General features: G+C 55.9%; 16 protein-coding genes. 9 read left to right on the top strand and 7 right to left on the bottom strand.

Annotated features, from left to right (window positions below; genetic code table 11):
• Positions 1-18 precede the first annotated feature (18 nt).
• Positions 19-3,483, bottom strand: a complete 3,465-nt coding sequence (locus KB449_RS02050) for an immunoglobulin-like domain-containing protein (RefSeq protein ID WP_282906768.1) — start codon at positions 3,481-3,483, stop codon at positions 19-21.
• 217 nt (positions 3,484-3,700) lie between these two features.
• Here KB449_RS02050 and KB449_RS02045 point away from each other — a divergent pair, with 217 nt between their 5' ends.
• From KB449_RS02045 to KB449_RS02035, 3 genes are all read left to right on the top strand, one after another.
• A complete protein-coding gene (locus KB449_RS02045) occupies positions 3,701-4,390 on the top strand; it encodes a response regulator transcription factor (protein WP_282906767.1) in 690 nt (229 codons plus the stop codon).
• A gap of 199 nt (positions 4,391-4,589) precedes the next feature.
• Complete coding sequence (locus KB449_RS02040) at positions 4,590-7,817, top strand: ATP-binding protein (protein WP_282906766.1); 3,228 nt, start codon at positions 4,590-4,592, stop codon at positions 7,815-7,817.
• Positions 7,818-7,957: 140 nt separating this feature from the next.
• Positions 7,958-8,362 (top strand): VOC family protein, encoded by a 405-nt coding sequence (locus tag KB449_RS02035; RefSeq protein WP_282906765.1) that lies wholly within the window; start codon positions 7,958-7,960, stop codon positions 8,360-8,362.
• Between the two features lie 350 nt (positions 8,363-8,712).
• Here KB449_RS02035 and KB449_RS02030 read toward each other — a convergent pair whose 3' ends face one another.
• From KB449_RS02030 to KB449_RS02020, 3 genes are all read right to left on the bottom strand, one after another.
• Positions 8,713-9,894, bottom strand: coding sequence for a winged helix-turn-helix domain-containing protein (locus KB449_RS02030; RefSeq protein WP_286672180.1), 1,182 nt, complete (start codon positions 9,892-9,894; stop codon positions 8,713-8,715).
• 31 nt (positions 9,895-9,925) lie between these two features.
• Entirely contained in the window at positions 9,926-10,507 is a 582-nt protein-coding gene (locus KB449_RS02025; RefSeq protein WP_282906764.1) for a dienelactone hydrolase family protein, read from the bottom strand.
• Between the two features lie 209 nt (positions 10,508-10,716).
• Positions 10,717-11,880 (bottom strand): MFS transporter, encoded by a 1,164-nt coding sequence (locus KB449_RS02020; protein WP_282906763.1) that lies wholly within the window; start codon positions 11,878-11,880, stop codon positions 10,717-10,719.
• A gap of 118 nt (positions 11,881-11,998) precedes the next feature.
• Here KB449_RS02020 and KB449_RS02015 point away from each other — a divergent pair, with 118 nt between their 5' ends.
• The 3 genes from KB449_RS02015 to KB449_RS02005 are packed head-to-tail and all read left to right on the top strand — an operon-like array spanning position 11,999 to position 14,451.
• Positions 11,999-12,889, top strand: a complete 891-nt coding sequence (locus KB449_RS02015; protein ID WP_282906762.1) for a LysR family transcriptional regulator — start codon at positions 11,999-12,001, stop codon at positions 12,887-12,889.
• Positions 12,890-12,943: 54 nt separating this feature from the next.
• Entirely contained in the window at positions 12,944-13,555 is a 612-nt protein-coding gene (locus KB449_RS02010) for a DUF2239 family protein (RefSeq protein WP_282906761.1), read from the top strand.
• 2 nt (positions 13,556-13,557) lie between these two features.
• The gene (locus KB449_RS02005) at positions 13,558-14,451 is read left to right on the top strand and encodes an alpha/beta fold hydrolase (RefSeq protein ID WP_282906760.1); all 894 of its coding nucleotides are present in this window, start codon (positions 13,558-13,560) and stop codon (positions 14,449-14,451) included.
• 19 nt (positions 14,452-14,470) lie between these two features.
• Here the strand turns inward: KB449_RS02005 and KB449_RS02000 are convergent, their stop codons facing one another.
• Complete coding sequence (locus KB449_RS02000) at positions 14,471-14,890, bottom strand: GNAT family N-acetyltransferase (protein ID WP_282906759.1); 420 nt, start codon at positions 14,888-14,890, stop codon at positions 14,471-14,473.
• Between the two features lie 218 nt (positions 14,891-15,108).
• On the opposite strand from KB449_RS02000, the gene KB449_RS01995 reads away from it, so the two are divergent.
• Genes KB449_RS01995 through KB449_RS01985 form a run of 3 tightly spaced genes read left to right on the top strand, consistent with a single transcriptional unit; the run spans position 15,109 to position 17,102 of the window.
• Positions 15,109-15,645, top strand: a complete 537-nt coding sequence (locus KB449_RS01995) for a PadR family transcriptional regulator (RefSeq protein ID WP_282906758.1) — start codon at positions 15,109-15,111, stop codon at positions 15,643-15,645.
• A gap of 4 nt (positions 15,646-15,649) precedes the next feature.
• Positions 15,650-16,522, top strand: coding sequence for an alpha/beta fold hydrolase (locus KB449_RS01990; RefSeq protein WP_282906757.1), 873 nt, complete (start codon positions 15,650-15,652; stop codon positions 16,520-16,522).
• Between the two features lie 4 nt (positions 16,523-16,526).
• Positions 16,527-17,102, top strand: a complete 576-nt coding sequence (locus KB449_RS01985; protein WP_282906756.1) for a GNAT family N-acetyltransferase — start codon at positions 16,527-16,529, stop codon at positions 17,100-17,102.
• Here KB449_RS01985 and KB449_RS01980 read toward each other — a convergent pair.
• Both KB449_RS01980 and KB449_RS01975 read right to left on the bottom strand, forming a co-directional pair.
• Positions 17,099-18,271 carry an ABC transporter permease gene (locus KB449_RS01980; protein WP_282906755.1) on the bottom strand — a complete coding sequence of 391 codons (1,173 nt, stop codon included), beginning with the start codon at positions 18,269-18,271 and terminating at the stop codon, positions 17,099-17,101. The genes KB449_RS01985 and KB449_RS01980 overlap by 4 nt on opposite strands.
• Complete coding sequence (locus KB449_RS01975; protein ID WP_282906754.1) at positions 18,255-18,692, bottom strand: HlyD family secretion protein; 438 nt, start codon at positions 18,690-18,692, stop codon at positions 18,255-18,257. Before KB449_RS01975 ends, KB449_RS01980 begins: the two co-directional genes overlap by 17 nt.
• Positions 18,693-18,704 lie beyond the last annotated feature (12 nt).

Raw genomic sequence — 18,704 nt, 5'->3', positions numbered from 1 at the left:
CCCGTTCTCTCCCTTTTCCTACTGCACATTGATCTGTCCGACGAAGGTCCGCCGTTCGCGGTCCTGGACGTAAAAGGTGTACCAGCCCGCTTCGTTAAGCGTAAGCGTCCGGCCGTCGATCGGCGTGCCGCCGCGCTTGAAGGCGCCCGCCGCATGCTTGCCGGGAAGATACTTGAACACCATCTCGTCGCTTTCCTGGCCGGCGATGTCGAAGCGCAGCGTCCCTCGCGACACCGCGACGTCGCCGCGCAGACGGATGCCGTTCACGAACATGCTGATCCCGTTCATTTCCATGACCGACACGCCCCGTACCCCGCGCGCGGTGTTGCCCGCACTGTCGGAGACGGTATAGACGATCTCGTAGTAGCCGCCTTTGTACACGTCGACCTGGCTGGATACGCCGACCTTCGCGGATACGTCGCCGTCCCGATTGTCGACGGCCGTAAAGCCGGGCTCGTCGAACAAGAACGGCAATCCCTGATAGACCGGATAAGTCAGCGGTCCATTAAGTGCAAGTACCGGCGGTTCCTTGTCGATATTGGCAACGGTAGCCTTATACTCGCGGATGACGCCGTTGCCGTCCTTGACGAGAAAGACGAACTCGCCGTTATCCGCAAAAGTATAGGACGCGCTTCCCCCGTTGTTGATCACCGCGAATCCGCCCGGCAGCTGCACGGTCGCCGTCACCGGCTTATTGGTCAGCGCCGTCGTGCTGTAGGAGACGGATACGGCGGGCGCGGTACTGTCGATCCACGTCACGGCCGCCTTGCAGTTGCCTTCGTTCACATAGCCTCGAAGCGCGCTTCCGGCCAGGTCCTCGACCTCAAACACGTGCTCGCCGTTCGACGCGAACGTATAGGACAGCCAGCCGTTCCGATAAGTGATGCCGTCGCCGACGCCCGGCTTGACCCGCTTGCCCACGTACAGATAGGCCGTCACTTCGCCCGCGGTCGGCTGGCTGGTCGAATAGATGACCGCCCCGCCTCCGGCCAGAGGGCCAAAGCCGGTCTTGTCGATCTGACCGACGGACACCCGGATCGTCTCCGTCTCTCCGCCGTCCGGCTGAATCTGAATCGAAAGCGGCGAGCCAAACGGCGTCGCTTCCTTGATCGCAAGCGTATGCGACGTGTCCGCGGCATTCGGGTCGACCCCGTCCCAGTTCAGGATTTTCGCCGGCACGCCGGTCGTCAGCGTCAGCATCACGTCCTGGTTGGTCATCTCCGTCGTGCTGAAGCTCGCCGATACGGTCGTGGCGGACGACGCGGGTCCGATTACGTAGGCCTGCGCGTACGGGTCGCCTGCTGCCGTTCCTTCCGCATCGAGCGCCTGCGCGCGCAGCAAATATTCGCCGTCCGCGCCGTTAAGCACGATCTCCTGTCCGCTCGGCACGTTCTTCCAATCCTGAACGACGGCGCCGTCGGCCTTCTCGATCCGATAGCGCACGTCGCCTTCGGCCGCCAGCAAGCCCGCCGCATGCGTATAGAGCCGCAGTCTGTGCTCCGGCGCCGAAGCCAGCCGTCCCTGCGCATCGATCCGATCGACGTAGGTCGCCTTCAATTCCAGCGTGTCGTCGCCGCGGATCACGTAGTAGGAGGATGCGGCAGCGACGATATTGGCTTTGTTGCCGGCCGCGAACGGATCTTTGTCGTATGGCGGCTGCTTGTGCCGCTGCTCGACGCCCCTGACGTAGACGTACAGACGGAAGCTCGACCTGAAGCCCGAGCCGTCCCTGAAAAGCGGCGTCGTGTCGATGCCCGCATGCGCCGTCTTGCCGCCCGCGGCCAAGGGCACGTCCGTCCACTTGGCGCCCATCGACTCGCATGCGCCCGGACTGCGGGCGCAGAAGTCGAATTCGCTGACCATGTACTGTACGGCGCCCAGTCCCGTGTTGTCGGCGACATCGGCTTCGATGACGTAATCGCCGCGGGCGAGCGGCTGGTCCGCAAAGTCGATCGTAAGCGGCGTCGTATCCTTCATTAGCTTGACCGGCGTGGGATTGGTCGCGTTTTTGTCGGTCAGGAAGCGATCCGCGTCGTAATACACCTGCTGCCACATGAAGCCGCCCGTGACGGCGTCGACGGTTTTGACGTACAAATAGTACGTCCCTTCGCCCAGAGACGCCGTATCCGTGGATGGCATGACAGCCCAGTATCCTTCATACTGGCGCCCGTTCAGCGGGTTGGTCTCGACGGCGCGATAGGTGTCCGAGAATGGCTTGACCGGCAGGTTGTCCACCGGCAGGTTGGAACTGGTACTCCACAAGTAGCCGCTCGCCGTCAGATCGACGTCGGCATAGCCCTTGTAGCCGTTCACCGACTTCTGCCCCGTGCTGTACACAAACGCAGCGAGCCAGGTATACGCGTTTCTCGGCATCTCGTACGTTTGCCGCAAAAATTTGAAATCCGCGACCGCCGTGCGCAGGACGTCCGCTCGCATCATCGGATCGGAGCCGCCGTCGCCCAGCATGCCGAGGTATCGCCCCCCCGCATCGCCGGAGCCCCCGCCGATGACATAGAAGGGATTCATCGTGACCCGGGATTCGACGAACCCGCCGGGTCCGGGATAAAAGAGGGTGTAGGGCCTCCAGTTGCCGCCGCGGTCCCGCACCTCGATCGCCAAATCCGCCGACTTGCCGCGCGCTTCGGGCGGCACCGGAATATAGTTGCGCTCCGCCATCGTCGTCCAGTCGACCGACTTGCTGTACATGCCGGCGCTCAGCCTGTACTTGAACTCGAAGTCTTGCGGATCGAGCACGGCGTCCTTCACGTCGACGATGATCCGGTCGACGGACAAGCCGCTTGGCGGCTGGCCGCCGCGCTGAAGATCGCTTGGATTCGGCGTGATCGTCAGCGTCGGATATTCGCGCTTGAACTGAACCGCGGCCATGCCGCCGACGCCCGACAGGTCGATGGCGGTCGTCGACTTGATGACCGTCTGTCCGTTGTCCGGATTGATGGCATAGTACTTGACCGAGCCGTATTGGCCGTCGAGCGCCAGCTTGCGGTCTAACGTGAGCGGCCCGCTCGGACTGGAAGTCCCCGGATCGAAACGGAACACAAGCGTATGGTCGCCTTCCTGCTTCTTAATGACTGCAATCTTGTGCTCCCACCAGTTCAGTGCGCTCTCTTTATCGAAATCGTATAACGCGCCTTCGGTGAATCCTGCCAGCTTTTCTTTCACCGTAATCTTCCATTCCATCCAGCCGTTCGGTCCTACGACATACCGGTTCGCGTACGACTGGTAGACGACGCCAACGTCGCCGGCCGTCACCTGCACCGAGACTGCCGTAAGCTTGGGCTGCTCGTCCGCCGCATGCGCAGTCGACGCGATCGCCGCCGCAGCTATCCACGCGACGGCCGTCAATGCGATTCGATGGCGCCATCCCCCGAGAAGACGGCCGCCCTTCGCGAACGAGAGGACGAATTCGCGCATCAGGCGGCGCGCCGTCTCGTCTCGCAACGGCATGTTCATCTTGCGTCTCATCTTTGTTTTTTCCCCTCCGCGCTATCAAACGTCGATGAACTAGAATGCCGCTTGCTCCTCCGGCCTTCTATTCCTCCACGCTTAATTGTAGGGTTCGGGATACGAATGACCAGTTACCGGCGTCATGATGACGAAATTTGTCAAAATCTCTCCGCATCTGGGCCCGCAGCGGTATAATAGGAACATCGAACGTGGAGGCGGAGGTTGTTCTTTTCTAATGATTCGCGTAGTCATCGCCGACGATCAGACGCTGATGCGGGACGGTCTGCAGACGATCATCGATTTGCAAAAAGATATGCAAGTGGTCGGCGCGGCCGAGAACGGCGAGCAGGCTTGCGAGCTTGTCCGCGAGCTGCGCCCCGACCTTGTGCTGATGGATATTCGGATGCCCCTTCGGGACGGCATCGAGAGCACCAAAACGATCAAGCGGGAGCACCCCGACACCGCCGTGCTGATCCTGACGACCTTCGCCGAGGACGAGTATATCGTCGATGCGCTGGCGAACGGCGCCTGCGGCTATATGCTGAAGGACCTGCCCGCGCTCAAGATCGTCGAGTCCATCCGGGACGCGGTCAAGGGCCAGCTGATGCTGCCCGCCTCCGTGGCCGCGAAGCTTGCTTCGCGGCTCGCCTTCCTGTCGAAGGCGCCTGCCGACGTGCTCGATCCGAAGCGGCTTCGCCAGGAAATGATCCGTTTTACCGACCGCGAGAAAAAGGTCATCCTGCTCATGCTCGAGGGCCGCAGCAACCGGGAAATGGCGGAATTTCTGTTCATGAGCGAAGGAACGGTTAAAAATTACGTCAGCGTCATCTACCAGAAAATCGGCACGAACGACCGTGCCAAGGCGCTGCTGCTGCTGCAGGGTCTCATGCGGGAAGAGGAGCCGGAAGGCCGGGACGCGGATTGAGAGCCGGAAGCGGATCGAAGACTGGTCGCGGATCGACGTCGGGAGAGAATTGACGCCGGGAACAGACCGCCGCAAGCCTGCACGCAAATCATGACTTCAACAATGACCGCCGTCACTGGTCACGCGCCGAAAGAAGCGGCGATGATGGTGCTACGGCGCAGCCGAATACCCACGAGCCGGAATGGAGAGTTCCATGTTGTTGTCGAAGACCAAACCGTATATCGTCATGCTGATCGTGCTGGCGATCACGATCGTGCCGCTCGTGCCGTTCGCGGTCCTCGACCACCGCGTCACGCCTTCTTACGCCAACGTTTATTCCGTCGGCGCGCAGGACAAGCTCCGCGCATACGTCGGCGACCTGCCGGGCGACCGGCTTGAAGAAGCGCCTTGGCGCAGCGCCAAGGACGTATGGCAGGAATACCGCGGCCGCAAGACGACCGGGTACTTCTGGTATGCGCTCGAGCTCCCGGACAACCGGTGGCGCGACCCCAATTTGTTCGTGCAGGGGATGCTGCATTACGAGGTTTATCTGGGGGGCTCCGTCATTCTGGAACGCGGCATGCGCGAGCCGTACGAGCGCCGCATCGTGCCCGGGTCCAGCCTGGGGCGCGCCTCGTTGCCGCTCGACCCGTCGGCCGATCGCACCTTATATATCCGCGTATACAAAGACAATGAATATGCAGGCGCAGGCGGCGTTTATATTCGCAGCTATGCCGATCAGCTTGCCGCGTTGTTCGGAGATTACGCTTATTTGATCGCGCTCGGCTTCGTCTCTGTGTTGATCGGCGCGGGCGCGCTCGTTTTTTTCTTTTCCCGCCGAGACCGCAGCTACCTTTATTTCGCCTTGTTCGCCCTCTACATCTCGTCGCTGTGCGTCGGTCGGGCGTATCCCATTCTGCAGCTGTTCGCGGATACGTACCTGTATCCCTACTATTTGAATGCGTTCGTGCCGCTTGGCGTCATGTGCTTTCTTCTGTTCTACGAATCCGTTTTCGGTCCGGGTTACCGGAAAATCGTTCGTCGGCTGTGGCAGGCCATGCCGCCGATTTTTCTCGTCACGGTCGGCGCCGCCGTCTTCGCTCCGCCTGCCTACCCGGCGACGAACACGGCTTTTTTCCTGCTCATGATTCCGATCATCGCGATTGTGCTTGGGCATTCCGTCGCCCATTACCGCAGGCAGCGGAGCGCGGAATCGCTCTGGTACCTGGCCGGCTTCTCCGCGCTCGGTCCCGTGCTGGCCGTCTACTGTCTCTCGGCCGCGGGCATCTGGTGGTGGTGGCTGGACCGTCTTATTTTCGAGCAAAGCCGGTTCATGCACGCCTTCTTCGTGCTGCTGTTCTGCATGGGGATGGTGCTGCGGGAAAGGGTGCGGGCGGTGTACGCGCAAGCCGAGCGTCACGCCGAAGAGCTAGAACGCAAGAGCACCCGGCTGACGGAGCTCGACAAGCTGAAGGACGACTTTCTCGCGAACACGTCGCACGAGCTGCGTACGCCGCTGAACGGCATTATCGGCATCGCGGATACGCTCGCGCGCGGCGCGGCCGGCCCTGTCGGCGAGCCGATTGCCGACCAGCTGCAGATGATCGCCGTCAGCGGCAAGCGGCTCTCGCACATGGTCGACGATATTCTCGACATCTCCAAGCTCAAGCACGGCGATCTGCGGCTGCAGCGCGAACCGATAGCCCTGGCGCCGCTGACCGGCGTCGTCGCCGCGCTCGTGGCCCCGCTTGCCCGGGATAAGGGGCTGCGCGTATCGGTCGACATTGCGGACGATGCGCCGCTCGTATTCGCCGACGAGAACCGCATTCAGCAGGTGCTGTTTAACCTGATGGGCAATGCGATCAAGTATACCGATGCCGGCGTCATTCGCGTGACGGCCAAGCCGGTCGGCAGGGAGCTGCACGTATCGGTCGCCGACACGGGCGTCGGCATCGATCCGCAGGAGCTGCCGCGGCTGTTCGAGCCGTTCGAGCAGGGCGAAGCCGGCTTGCGCGGCGCCGGACTCGGCCTGCCGCTAGCGCGGAAGCTCGTCGAGCTCCACGGGGGCTTGCTTTCCTGCGTTTCCGAGCCCGGCAAGGGCAGCGTGTTCACGTTTACGCTGCCGATCGCGGAGCGCGGCGAGGCGGCAGCGGCGGCGGAAGAAGCAGTAGCGGCGGCTGTGGCGGGAGAAACAGTGACAGCCGAAGCTGCAAAGGCAGCTGCGATAGCCGCGATCGCCGAGACAGCGGCAACGGTCGCGATCGCCGAAGCAGAATCGGCGCATGACGCCCTTGACGACGAACCGATTGCGCCCGCTCCGGTTTCCGTACCGTCCCCTAACGCTCCGAACGCCGACCTGGCGGCAGCCGTCGCGCTGATCGTCGACGACGATGCCATTAACCGCCAGGTCCTGATCAATCTGCTGTCGCTGCAAGGGATGCAAACCGTACCGGCGGCCGACGGTCGGGAGGCGCTGGTGTGGATCGCCGCGAACGGCAAGCCCGATATGGTCATCGCCGACGTCATGATGCCGATCATGAACGGCTACGACTTGTGCCGGACCCTGCGCCTGTCTTACGACGCCGGGGCGCTGCCGATCCTGCTGCTGACCGCCACCGGCAGTCCGGCCGACATTGCGGCCGGATTCGACGCAGGCGCCAACGATTATCTGGTGAAGCCCGTCGTCTTCGACGACATGCTTGCCCGCGTGCGCGTTCACCTGCAGCTGTCGCGGCTGACGGGTTCGCTCGAGCGGCTCGTGAAGGAGCGTACGGCCGAGCTGGAGCATGCCAACCGGCAGCTGATCGACTCCGTGCATGAGACGGCGCAGGCGCTTGCGGAAGTGTCCGTGCTGGAGGAGCGCAATCGGATCGCGCATGACATGCACGACCAGGTCGGCCACACGCTGACGGCCGCGATGATCCAGATCGAAGCGGCGAAGCTGCTGTTCGACGGCGACCCGCAGCGGGCTGCCGGCAAGCTGGATGTCGCCCGCGAGTCGGTGCGGGAAGGTCTCGACGAGATCCGGCGCACGGTGCGCATGCTGAAGACGGCCGACGAGCAGGAAGCGCTGCTTCCTGCGCTGCATAGTTTGCTTCGCCGGACGGAAGAGCTGACCGGCGTTACCATCGATTACACGATCGAGCCGCTGCCCGCGCTGGACGAAGCGCTCGGCGCAACGCTGTACCGCGCGCTGCAGGAGGGGTTGACGAACGGAATTCGTCATGGCGGAAGCCGCTCGTTCGCCTTCCGATTGGGCGCCTCCGATGCTCAGCTCCGCTTCCGTCTGGCGAGCGACGGGCGACCGTACGAAGCCGGTCCGTTCGGCTTCGGCCTGACTGCGATGAAGGAGCGCGTGGACCGCCACGGCGGCGCGTTCGCCGTATCCGCGAACGGCGATGTCGGCTGCCTGCTCGCGATCGATATTCCGCTCCCGATCGTACCCTAACAACGCACGGCCGGTATGGAGTTCATAAAACGTCACTGACATAATGTCGTCAGTGGCGTTTTTGTATGATCGGAACAGGCAAACGCAAAGCGCTTTGGAGATATATGCGAAGTATTTCATTCAAGAAAGGATGATTGCTCATGAATTTTGCTTCTGTACGCATCATTACCGACGACGTGGATCGCCTTGTGGCGTTCTACGAGAAAATGACGGGGGTTTCGGCCGAACGCCCCGCACCCGTCTTTGCCGAGCTCGTTATGCCCTCGTGCACGTTGGCGATCGGTCACTCCCAGACGGTGCCGCTGTTCGGCGCCGGCTCTGCAGCGGCGGCCGCCAACCGCTCCGTCATCATCGAGCTCCGCGTCGACGATGTCGATGCCGAGTACGAGCGCTTGAAGCCGCTTGTCGACGACTGGGTTAAGGAGCCGACTACGATGCCTTGGGGGAACCGTGCCGCGCTGCTTCGCGATCCCGACGGCAACCTGATCAACCTCTTCGCGCCTGTGACGGAGGAAGCGATTAGACGTTTCAGCAGCAGGCAATGACGGACCGTTTAAGTGTGTACAACGAGCTTCTTCCTGCGTAAATTTCTTTTGGTAAAAAGTGACTTCCATGCATGCGAGAATAGCGCATATCTGCGCTATTCCGGGCATGAAGCGAGTAGTGGGCGGTCGACTGAACTTCAAGCAAGCGAGAATAGCGCAAATTTGCGCTATGCTGAGCATGACGCGAGCCAGTGGCGATCAACTGAAGTATTTGCATGCAAAAATAGCGCATTTCTGCGCTATTCTTGCATCGGTCGCGAGCCGGTGGCTGCCGACTGAAGGCTGAGCATGCGAGAATAGCTCATTTTTGAGCTATTTGGACAAATAATGTTGAATGATATAAACACTTTTCAATCAGCAATCGTCCCGCATTCGTTAAACAGCGCAAAACGTTGAAAGCACTCGTTCAAGGCTGTTCGCAATTGCTTGGTTGGCTTTACGTCTTTTTCGTACCAGATGTTTTTGACAACAAGCGTCCCGGTTTTTCGCTCCGCGATGATTTCGGCCCGGCCGATGAAGCTTTCTCCGTATAGGAGAGGCAATACGTAATAGCCGAATTTCCGTTTGATTGCTGGCGTGTAAATCTCCCAGGTATAATCGAATCCAAACCATTCGTTAATCAATTTTCTGTCCCACATGAAAGAATCTAGCGGGGCAATCAGCTCGCAGCGCCATTTCGGCGCTGGATTCTGCAGAACGGCTTCAAGAAGCGGCAAGTCTTCCGCTCGGCAATAAAGCGTATCTTTCATTCGTTCCACGGCAACGGCAACAATGCGAGCTTCGTGCAAAAGCTGACGGAAAACCTCGTTGCGGTGCTCCGCTTTTAATCCCCATATGTTTAACCAGGCATCGGATGCGCGATTCCATAACAGGCCAACGGCGCCGATTCGACGCAGTACTCGCCACTTATGATGCTCAAGCTCGTCCTCCAGCGGCTCTGGCGCATTCAGCAGATCCGGCGTTATGTACTTTCCGGCAATATCGTAATATTTGCGCGTTCCTTTTTTGTGATGGAGAATCAATTCGCCCGTCGAGTACATCTGCTCCAGCACCGACCGGGATGGATTGCTTCCGCTGCTCCAGTGAATGGCCGATCGCCAAGCGAAATTCCCGTCCAATTTAAGATCGTCGGAACTTAGCGGGCCGTGAAATCGAATGTGTGCGCGAACTTGCTCCATCAACGCTTCCATGTCGGGATAGCGCTCGGCATGCTGCCGTGCGGCCTGCCTGTAACGTTCAAAATACGGCCAGTCCTCGACAGGGATAATGGCCAGATTTTTGTCGGGATAATCGACAAGCAATCGCTCTTGATACAGGAGCTCGGCAAGCATATTCTTGGTAAATCCGTTGATTCGCGACTGCAGCACCAGCTCGGCGTTTTTTCCGCAAACATCGATGGGATCGTATTGAATACAGCCGGCTTGCCGCACAAAATCCAATACGCCCTGCTTTCCGATAAAACGGTATTCGCCTAATAGTCCGTGCTTCAATAGCAGAAACTGCCGTGCCTGGCGGTTCGTCAATTGGATCAAGCACACATCGGCTCCTTCATTTGCCTCTATCTTAAGCATCCAAATGCCCAAGGAATTCGAGTACACGCTGCAAGGCCAGCGTCGTCGCGTCTACGTTAAAGGACGGCAAACTGCTGTCTGCGAACAAATGTTGATCCCCCGGGTACAGGAAAAGCTCGGCAAGATCGGCCGTTGCCACGAGCTCGCGCGCTGCCTCAATATCGCCCTCATCCACCAAATACGGATCTGCGTCCATGCCGTGAATCTGCGCCGGCAGTCCCGCCGGCCAGGGAGATCCGAACGCCGAGGGCGGAACGCAAGCGTGAAACAGCAATGCACCACGAGCGCCTTCGCGAGTCTGGGCGAGCTTCTGGGCTGCAACCACGCCGAGCGAAAAACCCGCGTAGACGATCTCACGCGGAAGCGCATGGGCCGCCCTTATCCCCCGCTCGGCGATCTCTTCGAAGCCGATCTTATTGACATACGCCATGCCATCCTCCATCGCGGCAAACAAATGACCGTCGAAAAAGTCAGGAACATGAACCGTGTGCCCCGCCGCTCTGAGCTTGTCGGCGAAAGCGTGAATTCCCTTTGTCAGCCCCATGACGTGGTGCAATAAAAGAATCTCTGCCATTTTTATTCTCCTTCTCGAGAGATCGCTGTTCACGAAAGGTAACACTTGAATCGCTCCTACTTGTAGTGTACTTCAATATCTTTGACCGAAACAGTCATTAAAACAAGCTTCATAAACACCCGGTTTGACGATTAGCAGAAGATGTAAAGCCGCCGAAATCGCGCTGACCGCACAGGAAATCGATGATCTTGAGGCAGCGGCGAAAGGCTTCACCGACGCCCCCGTCCTTCCGCTTCTTTGCTGCCCACGGTCATCCATACCTGCACGGCGATCATCGCCATAACGATAAGGAGCATCGCGAAAATCGAAGATGTGAAGCTACCGCTCTGATCATAGATCCAGCCCATCAAAAGCGGACCGCAAGCCCCCATCACATAACCGCCCATCTGCGACATGGCCGACCAAGTCCCAGCTTCCTCCGCCGTCCTGGTCTCGCTAATCGGGAGCATCAGCGCCAGTGGGAACAATCCGCCCGCCCCGATCCCTAGAAAAAGGACCGCCGGAAGCATCGGAAACTGCAGCAGCAGCATGCCCACGCCTATAAGCTCCGACAAGCTGCATAAGACAAGCAGCAATTTGGGTTTTCCGGAACGTTTAACGACATGCGGAACAATCCATGCAATCGGAATCTGGATCATGGTGAAAATAGTAAGAAACATCGCGGAACTTGCCGGGCTGTATCCGAAGCTGCGGGCGATCGGCGAGATCCATGCTGTAATCGAGTAAAACATGCTGGCCATTAAACCGAAAAAAACAGTCAGTTGAATCGCTTTTTTGTTCGCGATCGGGAGTCTCTGACGCGTGGTTGCGTTCGATGGATGATGCTTGCGTCGAACCAAGGCAAGCCAAGCCATAAGCGCGAGCAAACCTGGAATGGCCCAGCAGGACAAGGCGAATGGCAAGTTATGTCCGCTGCGCGTGTATATCGGAATGGTGAAGCCCGAAGCCAATGCAGCGCCTACCGTCATCGATATCGAATAAACGCTGACGATGTCAGGTCTCTCCGGGAAATACTTCTTAATAAAACTGGAAAGCATCGGCCCGGCCAAGCTGATACCGATTCCTCCTGCAAGAGCAGTAACGAGCAGCATCAGGACAGAACTGTCGCTTCCCCGCAGTACCGTTGCTAAAGTAATGAGAATGAGCGAGAAAAAGACGGTACGTTCCAGTCCGATCCGATGGCTTATAACTGTCGCGACCGGAGAAAATATCCCCATGCACAAAACGGGCAATGTGGTAAGAAGACTCGCTGTCAAAGCGTTCATCCCCAACTGGGATTGGATCGTACCGAGCAAGACGGCCGCCGACGTAATAATGGGTCGTAAATTCAGGGCCGCCATACATAAAGCGAATAAATAAAATCGTTTTTTCATCGCTGCTCATCCCCCCTGCTGCTAAGTAAGGATGAGTATAGACCCCTGGCAATCATTGATCAATTCAATAAATAATATTATTATGATAGTTAAATACTATCGAAAAGAAGGTAAAAATGTGGATACTCGAAATATAATGTATTTTATGGCTGTATTTGAGCATCTTCATTTTACAAAGGCCGCCGAGGCTCTCGGCATTTCTCAGCCTACGTTAAGCCAGCAAATTCGCCTGCTTGAAGCAGATTTCGGTATCCCGCTCTTCGATCGCATCGGCAAAAAAGTGATCGTAACGGAGGCGGGCAAGCTGCTGCATCAATACGGAATAAAAATGCTGCAAGCCGAAACGGATGCGAAAAATGCGATTAAAGAACTTATATCCGAGAAACGAGGCACAGTTCGGCTAGCGGTATTGCCTTCGGATCTCGATTTCCGGTTAGTTCCGCTCTTCGTCGAATTCAAGACCCAATATCCCGACACCCAGCTTCAAGTTTTCTCGACGATCTTTGTAAGGGATGAGGTGCTTGCTCATAAAGTCGATTTAGGCATTGGACTTCGTAGTCCCGTCGATAAAAGACTGGTTCAAGTCCATCTGGGAAGCGAGCCCTACTACTTGTTTGTCCATACGGCAAGTGAGCTGGCCAAGAGGGATGAGATCGCTCTGGAGGAGCTCAAGCAGCATTCGCTTGTGATGTACCCGAAGGGCTATTTGGGTCGGGATTTGGTGGATGAAGCATGCAGAAAACAAGGCTTTGAATTGCCGACTGTCATGGAGGTGGACTCGGCCTCCTCCTTGCTGCAATTAGTTTCCGCCGGCGTTGGCGTCACTATACAGCCGAGAGACTTGCTTCAACAACATGTGGATTGGCCAGATATCGTATCCATCCCCATCTCCGAGCCTGCGCCCATTCGCCACCTGGAGCTGACGTACTATACAGACCGATTTATCAGCAAGGCCCAGCAGAAGTTGTCGGAGAGGCTCATTGAATTTTTTCAATCCAAAATGCGCTGATTGATTTTTTATTTTTACCCGGGTATAATTCAGATGAGCAGAAAGGAGATCCGCATGAATCATGCCCTAACACAATTAACCTGCACAGCATTTTCGGGCGAGGGGATCGTCGCCAGCGGTTCGTTGCAGCACGTCGTTACTACAGTGAAGGCTGCTCTAAGTGACAGTGAACGCACACAGCTGCTTATATTCGACGATTCCACGGGGAAGCCGATCGATGTCGATTTTCGCGGGAAAATAGATGATGTGCTTCAACGATTGGAAGAACAATTTAGCCGCTCATCCGATACGGAAGTGAATGCCCAGACGACACGGCGGGTCGGCCGCCCCAAGCTGGGTGTTGTATCCGGCGAAGTTACGTTATTGCCTCGGCAATGGGAATGGCTCAAGAGCCAACCTGGCGGGGCGTCGGTAACCTTACGCAAGCTGATTGATGAAGCTCGCCGCTCAGGAGAACAGCGGAGTACCATCCGAGAGTCACAAGAAGCAACCTATAACTTTATGACAGCGATGGCCGGGGACTTCCTTCATTACGAAGAAGCTTTGCGCGCACTGTATGCCGGTGATGGGGATCGTTTTAACCGCTTTATCGAAGATTGGGCGCCTGATATCCGAAATCATATCAAGAAATTATCCGCCCATGCCTTTCCGGAGAGGAGAATATGACCATGAACATTGTGAAAGTGAACGGCGTCGAGCTGGCCTATGACCATTTCGGTTATGAAACTGACGAGGCTATCCTCCTGATCGCCGGGCTTGGAACCCAGATGATCCGCTGGACGGTTCCGTTTTGCGAAGGATTGGCGGCGCGGGGGTTCCGAGTGATCCGCTTTGACAATCGCGACGTAGGCTGTTCAACGCATTTTAGCCACTATCGGACGATGGATTTTGCCGCATTGGCGACTGCGCTCATGTCGGGACAGCGACCGGACATTCCTTACACGCTCGATGACATGGCAAACGACGCGATCGGACTGCTCGACGCCCTTTCCATCGACCGGGCCCATATCGTTGGCAGGTCAATGGGAGGCATGATCGCCCAGATTGCGGCAAGCGAGTACCCTGAACGGGTTCTATCCCTCACCTCCATCATGTCCAGCTCCGGTAATCCCGCCCTTCCGCAAGCTTCTCCCGAGGTCATGGCGATGATGACGACACCGGCGCCGAACCCCTTTGAGGATGAAGCCGGCTTTTTGGCACACAGCCTCTCTTTTGCCAAACGCATTGCCGGCACGGGTTATCCGTTCGAAGAGGACGCTTATCGGGCCCTTGTTCTGGAGGAAGCCCGGCGTGCCTACGATCCAGGCAGTGTCGGACGACAAATCGCTGCGATAGCGGTCTCCGGCGATCGTCGTCCGCGGCTGGCGACCATAAAAGCACCGACTCTTGTCATTCATGGCGCGGACGATCCCTTGTTCGTCCCGGCGTGCGGCGAGGACACGGCTTCTGCCATTCCGGGCGCCGAGTTCATGCTGATTGACGGCATGGGACACGACATTCCGCATCAACTGTACCTGGTCATTTCCGATGCCATTGAGCGAACGGCTCGTCCGCAGTCTTGATCTCTCGGTTCTTCCTGGTTCATTCATAAACAAGAACCCAATATTTAGCACCAGGCTCTCCTTCCTCCACGACGGCTTTCCAGCCCCGATTCTTATAGAAACGGAGCGCTTTATGATTCTCGGAGACGCATTTTAACGTGACTGGTGTTCCAAGCTCGGCCACAGCGCTTTTGAGCAGCAGACCGCCAACACCTTTGCCGGAAGCAGTCGGGTGGACAAACAAATTGTGAATAAAGCGGTTAGGCACATATAAGGAGGCGAATCCGAGAACTTGGGCGTTCTCCTCCGCCAGTACAATTTGTTCTTCCGATGTATCCCGGTCAAAATCATCAAGCGTCATCTCATCAGCATGAGCCCAATGGAAACTTTCACGTCGGGCGTCCAAATAAATTTGTCTCAATCGTGGATAGTCTGTCATACTTGCTTCCCTGATGATCATCAGATCGATCCCCTATCAGCGTCACAGATTTGTTCGTATTCTATTATGGTGATTGAATAACTCAATTACAACGCGACTTTCACCCGACATTCATGAATGTCGGGTTTTGTGGCGACTGGCTCCCGCAGCCACGCAAGTGCCTATCAAATATCATTCGACTTTCCTCAGTAACATATGTTACTCTTAACATATGTTGCTGAAGAGGCGAGGTGTATTCCATGTCCATCAAATTAGCTATACTGGGAATTTTAAGCTGCCAGCCATCAACCGGCTACGATCTCAAAAAAATTATCGAGGAATCGACCGTCATGTACTGGTCGGGAAACAATAATCAAATCTACAAATCGCTAGTTCAACTCCTCGAACAAGGCCTTGTCACGCACGAGGTTCAGCATCAAGAAAGCTCGCCGTCCAAAAAAATCTATACCATCACCGACAAGGGAGAGGCTGAGTTGAAGAGCTGGGCGCTTACTCCCCCCGAGCTGCCTGAATTGAAGAAGAGCTTCCTGACCCAATTGGCTTGGGCCGACCTGCTAAGTCCTGAGGAATTGGACAACCTTCTCTTGGCATACGAAAACGAGCTCAACATGCAAATCCTTTTACTGCAAGAAAAAAAACGCAGAGGCTTGTTCGCTCCGAATCGAACGACTCGGGAAATCTACTTGTGGGAGCGAATCGACGACAATATCGTCTCGTCGTATCGGCATGAGTTGAATTGGGTTCGGGAAATCCGACAAGAGCTGAAGAGGGGATGAGTAAATGAAAACAAAGTCGGCATTCAAATCCCAAAAAGGCCAAGGAGCAATTCTGCAATTTTATGACGCAATGATCGAACGTTGGCCTGTGCCCCACGAGAAAATAAACATTGAGACGCGTTTGGGAAATACGCATATCATTGCCAGTGGCGATGTCAAAGCTCCGCCGCTAATTCTGCTTCACGGCTCCGCCATGAACGCCGCCATGTGGATCGGCGATACGGCTGCGTATTCGCGTTCTTATCGCGTTTATGCCGTCGATATTCCGGGTGAGCCCGGCAGAAGTGCGGAGCAGCAATATCCTCTAAACGGCCCTGCTTATGCGGAATGGCTGTTTGACCTTTTTCAAGGCCTCGGCATAGAAAAAGCATCCCTTATCGGTATTTCGTTCGGCGCATGGATGGCGCTTAAATTTTCGGTGAGCTATCCCGATCGAGTCGATAAACTCGTATTGATCAGCCCTTCAGGCGTTGGCCCGCAGAAGCTGTCCTTCTTATTTAGAGCGCTGCCGCTTTTGTTTCTAGGAGATAAAGGAAAGAACAGATTGATCCGCATGGTAAATGGCGATCAGCCCGTATCCGAAAAAATGATGCAATATCAGAAGCTCATCGGAGAAAATTTCAATAGACGCGGCAAAATTCCTTTGTTTGCCGACGATGAATTAAAGCGTTTGACGATGCCTGCCTCGTTATTCGTTGGCCAGAAGGATATCATGCTGCATGCTGCGAAGTCAGCCGAACGTCTCAGGCATTTGCTGCCCCACGCCGATGTTCACGTTGATCCGAAAGCCGGGCATACGCTGATTCAGCTTACGGACAAGATCCTTTCGTTTCTGGCCAAGGATACTGTCCTTGCAGTACATTTCAAAAAGAGGTGAACGTATGGAACAATCAAAACAGGTATATGCGGTTACGGATCGTCTTGTTATCCGTCAATTCGGCTTGCAGGATACGGAGGCTTTTTATCGATACCGAGCGAATCCCACGGTTGCCCGGTTTCAATCCTGGGAAAATTACACTTACGAAGACGCGGAATCGTTTGTTGGCGAGCAAATTCATCATACGCCGGACCAACCGGGTACCTGGTTTCAATTCGCCATTGCATTGGCCGATTCGGATCGATTGATTGGGGATTGCGCGCTTCATACCCGGCTTGATGAACCCAGAATTGTGGAAATCGGCTTCACGCTGGCCCCGGAGCATCAAGGGAAAGGATACATTCACGAGGCGCTCGGGGCCATACTTCATTATATTTTTCGAATATTGGGGAAACACAAGGCCACTGCTTTTACGGATGTGCGAAACGAAAAATCCATCCGCGTTCTGGAACGTATGGGCATGAGGCGCGAAGGACACCTGCTGCAAAATTACATGTCAAAAGGAAAATGGGTCGATGAATATCAGTATGCCGTTCTCCAGTCGGAGTGGTCTAGTCAGAAGAGAGCAGCTCCTTTTTAAAAGGCCTCCATAATCAATCGTTCGGTATTCTGTTCCTTTTGATGTGGAGCAGCCTTGCGTTTCTCCTTTAACATGAGCCATCCAATAAGCAATGACGCAGCGCCAATAATGATTAGCAGCGCGCCTAACTCCAAGCCATAGGCAGTGAACGCTCCGCCTCGGTACGCCATCCCCCGCAAGATGCGGTTCAGCCAGTTCATGGGCAAAGGCCAGGCCGTATACTGGAAGAACAGCGGCAATGCAAGCGGCGTTAACTGAATGCCCGTAACCAGGAACGACGGGTAGACGATCACGCTCATCCTTGAACCGACTTTGGACGGATCTTGGGCAGAATAGCCGAGCAGCATACCCACCATACATATAGCAAAGGAATAAAGCAATAATGGGATGAAGAAAAGATAAGGCTCCGCTTCAAAGCGCAGATTCCCTACTTGTTTTAATAATCCATAGCTCAGCAGCAACGAGATGGTTGTGAGAATAGAATAAGGTACGCTTCGCAGCCATAGCTGCAAAGGCGAAGCTCCGCCCGCAAACAGCTTGCCTTCTTTACGAAGGCGCGGCACTACAGCACCCGCCGCACTGGTTGTCATCATTAAGACAACAATATTCACAAACCCAATTACCATTGTATAAATGGCGTTTGTAGTCGGATTAAAGAGCATGCGCTGTTGAAGAGATAGCGGAGCGATCAACCCGCTCGCCTTATCTGGCGCAACGCCTTGATTAGCGAGCCGTGTCATCGAAAGAGACATATTTTCTGTCGATACAATCTCCTGGATAGCGGTGCGAACGCCCATTAGCCCAGTAGGCATCGAATTATCCATTAATATGCCGATGTTAGACGACATCCCCTGCAGCTTTCGAAGCTCCAGCTGCGCGGGCAGCACAATGACCGCTACAGCCTTCTCATTGGCCAACAAGGTTTCCGGATCGATCCGGTTTGGAAATACATTCGTTACTTTCATATACTGAGAGGCATTGATCTTGGCAGTCAGTTGCCGGGAATAAGCACTATGATCCTGGTCGATGACGACGACCGGCGATTGGTTGATCTGGTTTTTGGAGAACATGAATCCAAAGAAGACGGCTGCAAGGAGAGGCGCAATAAATATCATCGCAACATACTTGCTGCTGCGCACAAACCGCCACTCTTCAATCAGCGATCTCATCAAGGTCCACCTCGGCCGTCATGCCCGGAAGGAGTTCAGCATTTGCGTCTATCGTAATTCTTACGGCGTACATGCTTAAATCGGCTTGCCCTTTCTCGCGCGTCATACGCAAGGCGGCAAATTGGGGGGCTGATGCAATCGAAGCGACAACGCCTTCAACCTCATCCGAGCGCTCGATATATGGAAAATGAACCTTCACGCGTTTGCCGGCTTTTATCTTCTGAATTTGGCTTTCCTGTATATAAAAGTCCGCATAAAAGTGATTAGTGTCGTTAGCGATGGTATTGGGCACGGCTTCAAGTACGGCTTGTTTACGGCTCTCCGCCCTGCCGACCGCATCCTTTCCTTTCACGGCAAGAAGCGATCCTCCTGCAACCAGCAAGATCGCGATTATAAAATAAATAAGCGATTTTTTGTTCATGGTCTCCACTCT

This window comes from Cohnella hashimotonis, assembly GCF_030014955.1.
GTDB classification, from domain to species: domain Bacteria; phylum Bacillota; class Bacilli; order Paenibacillales; family Paenibacillaceae; genus Cohnella; species Cohnella hashimotonis.
The sequence above is the reverse complement of the archived record's forward strand: the minus strand, read 5'-3'. Positions and strand labels throughout refer to the sequence as shown.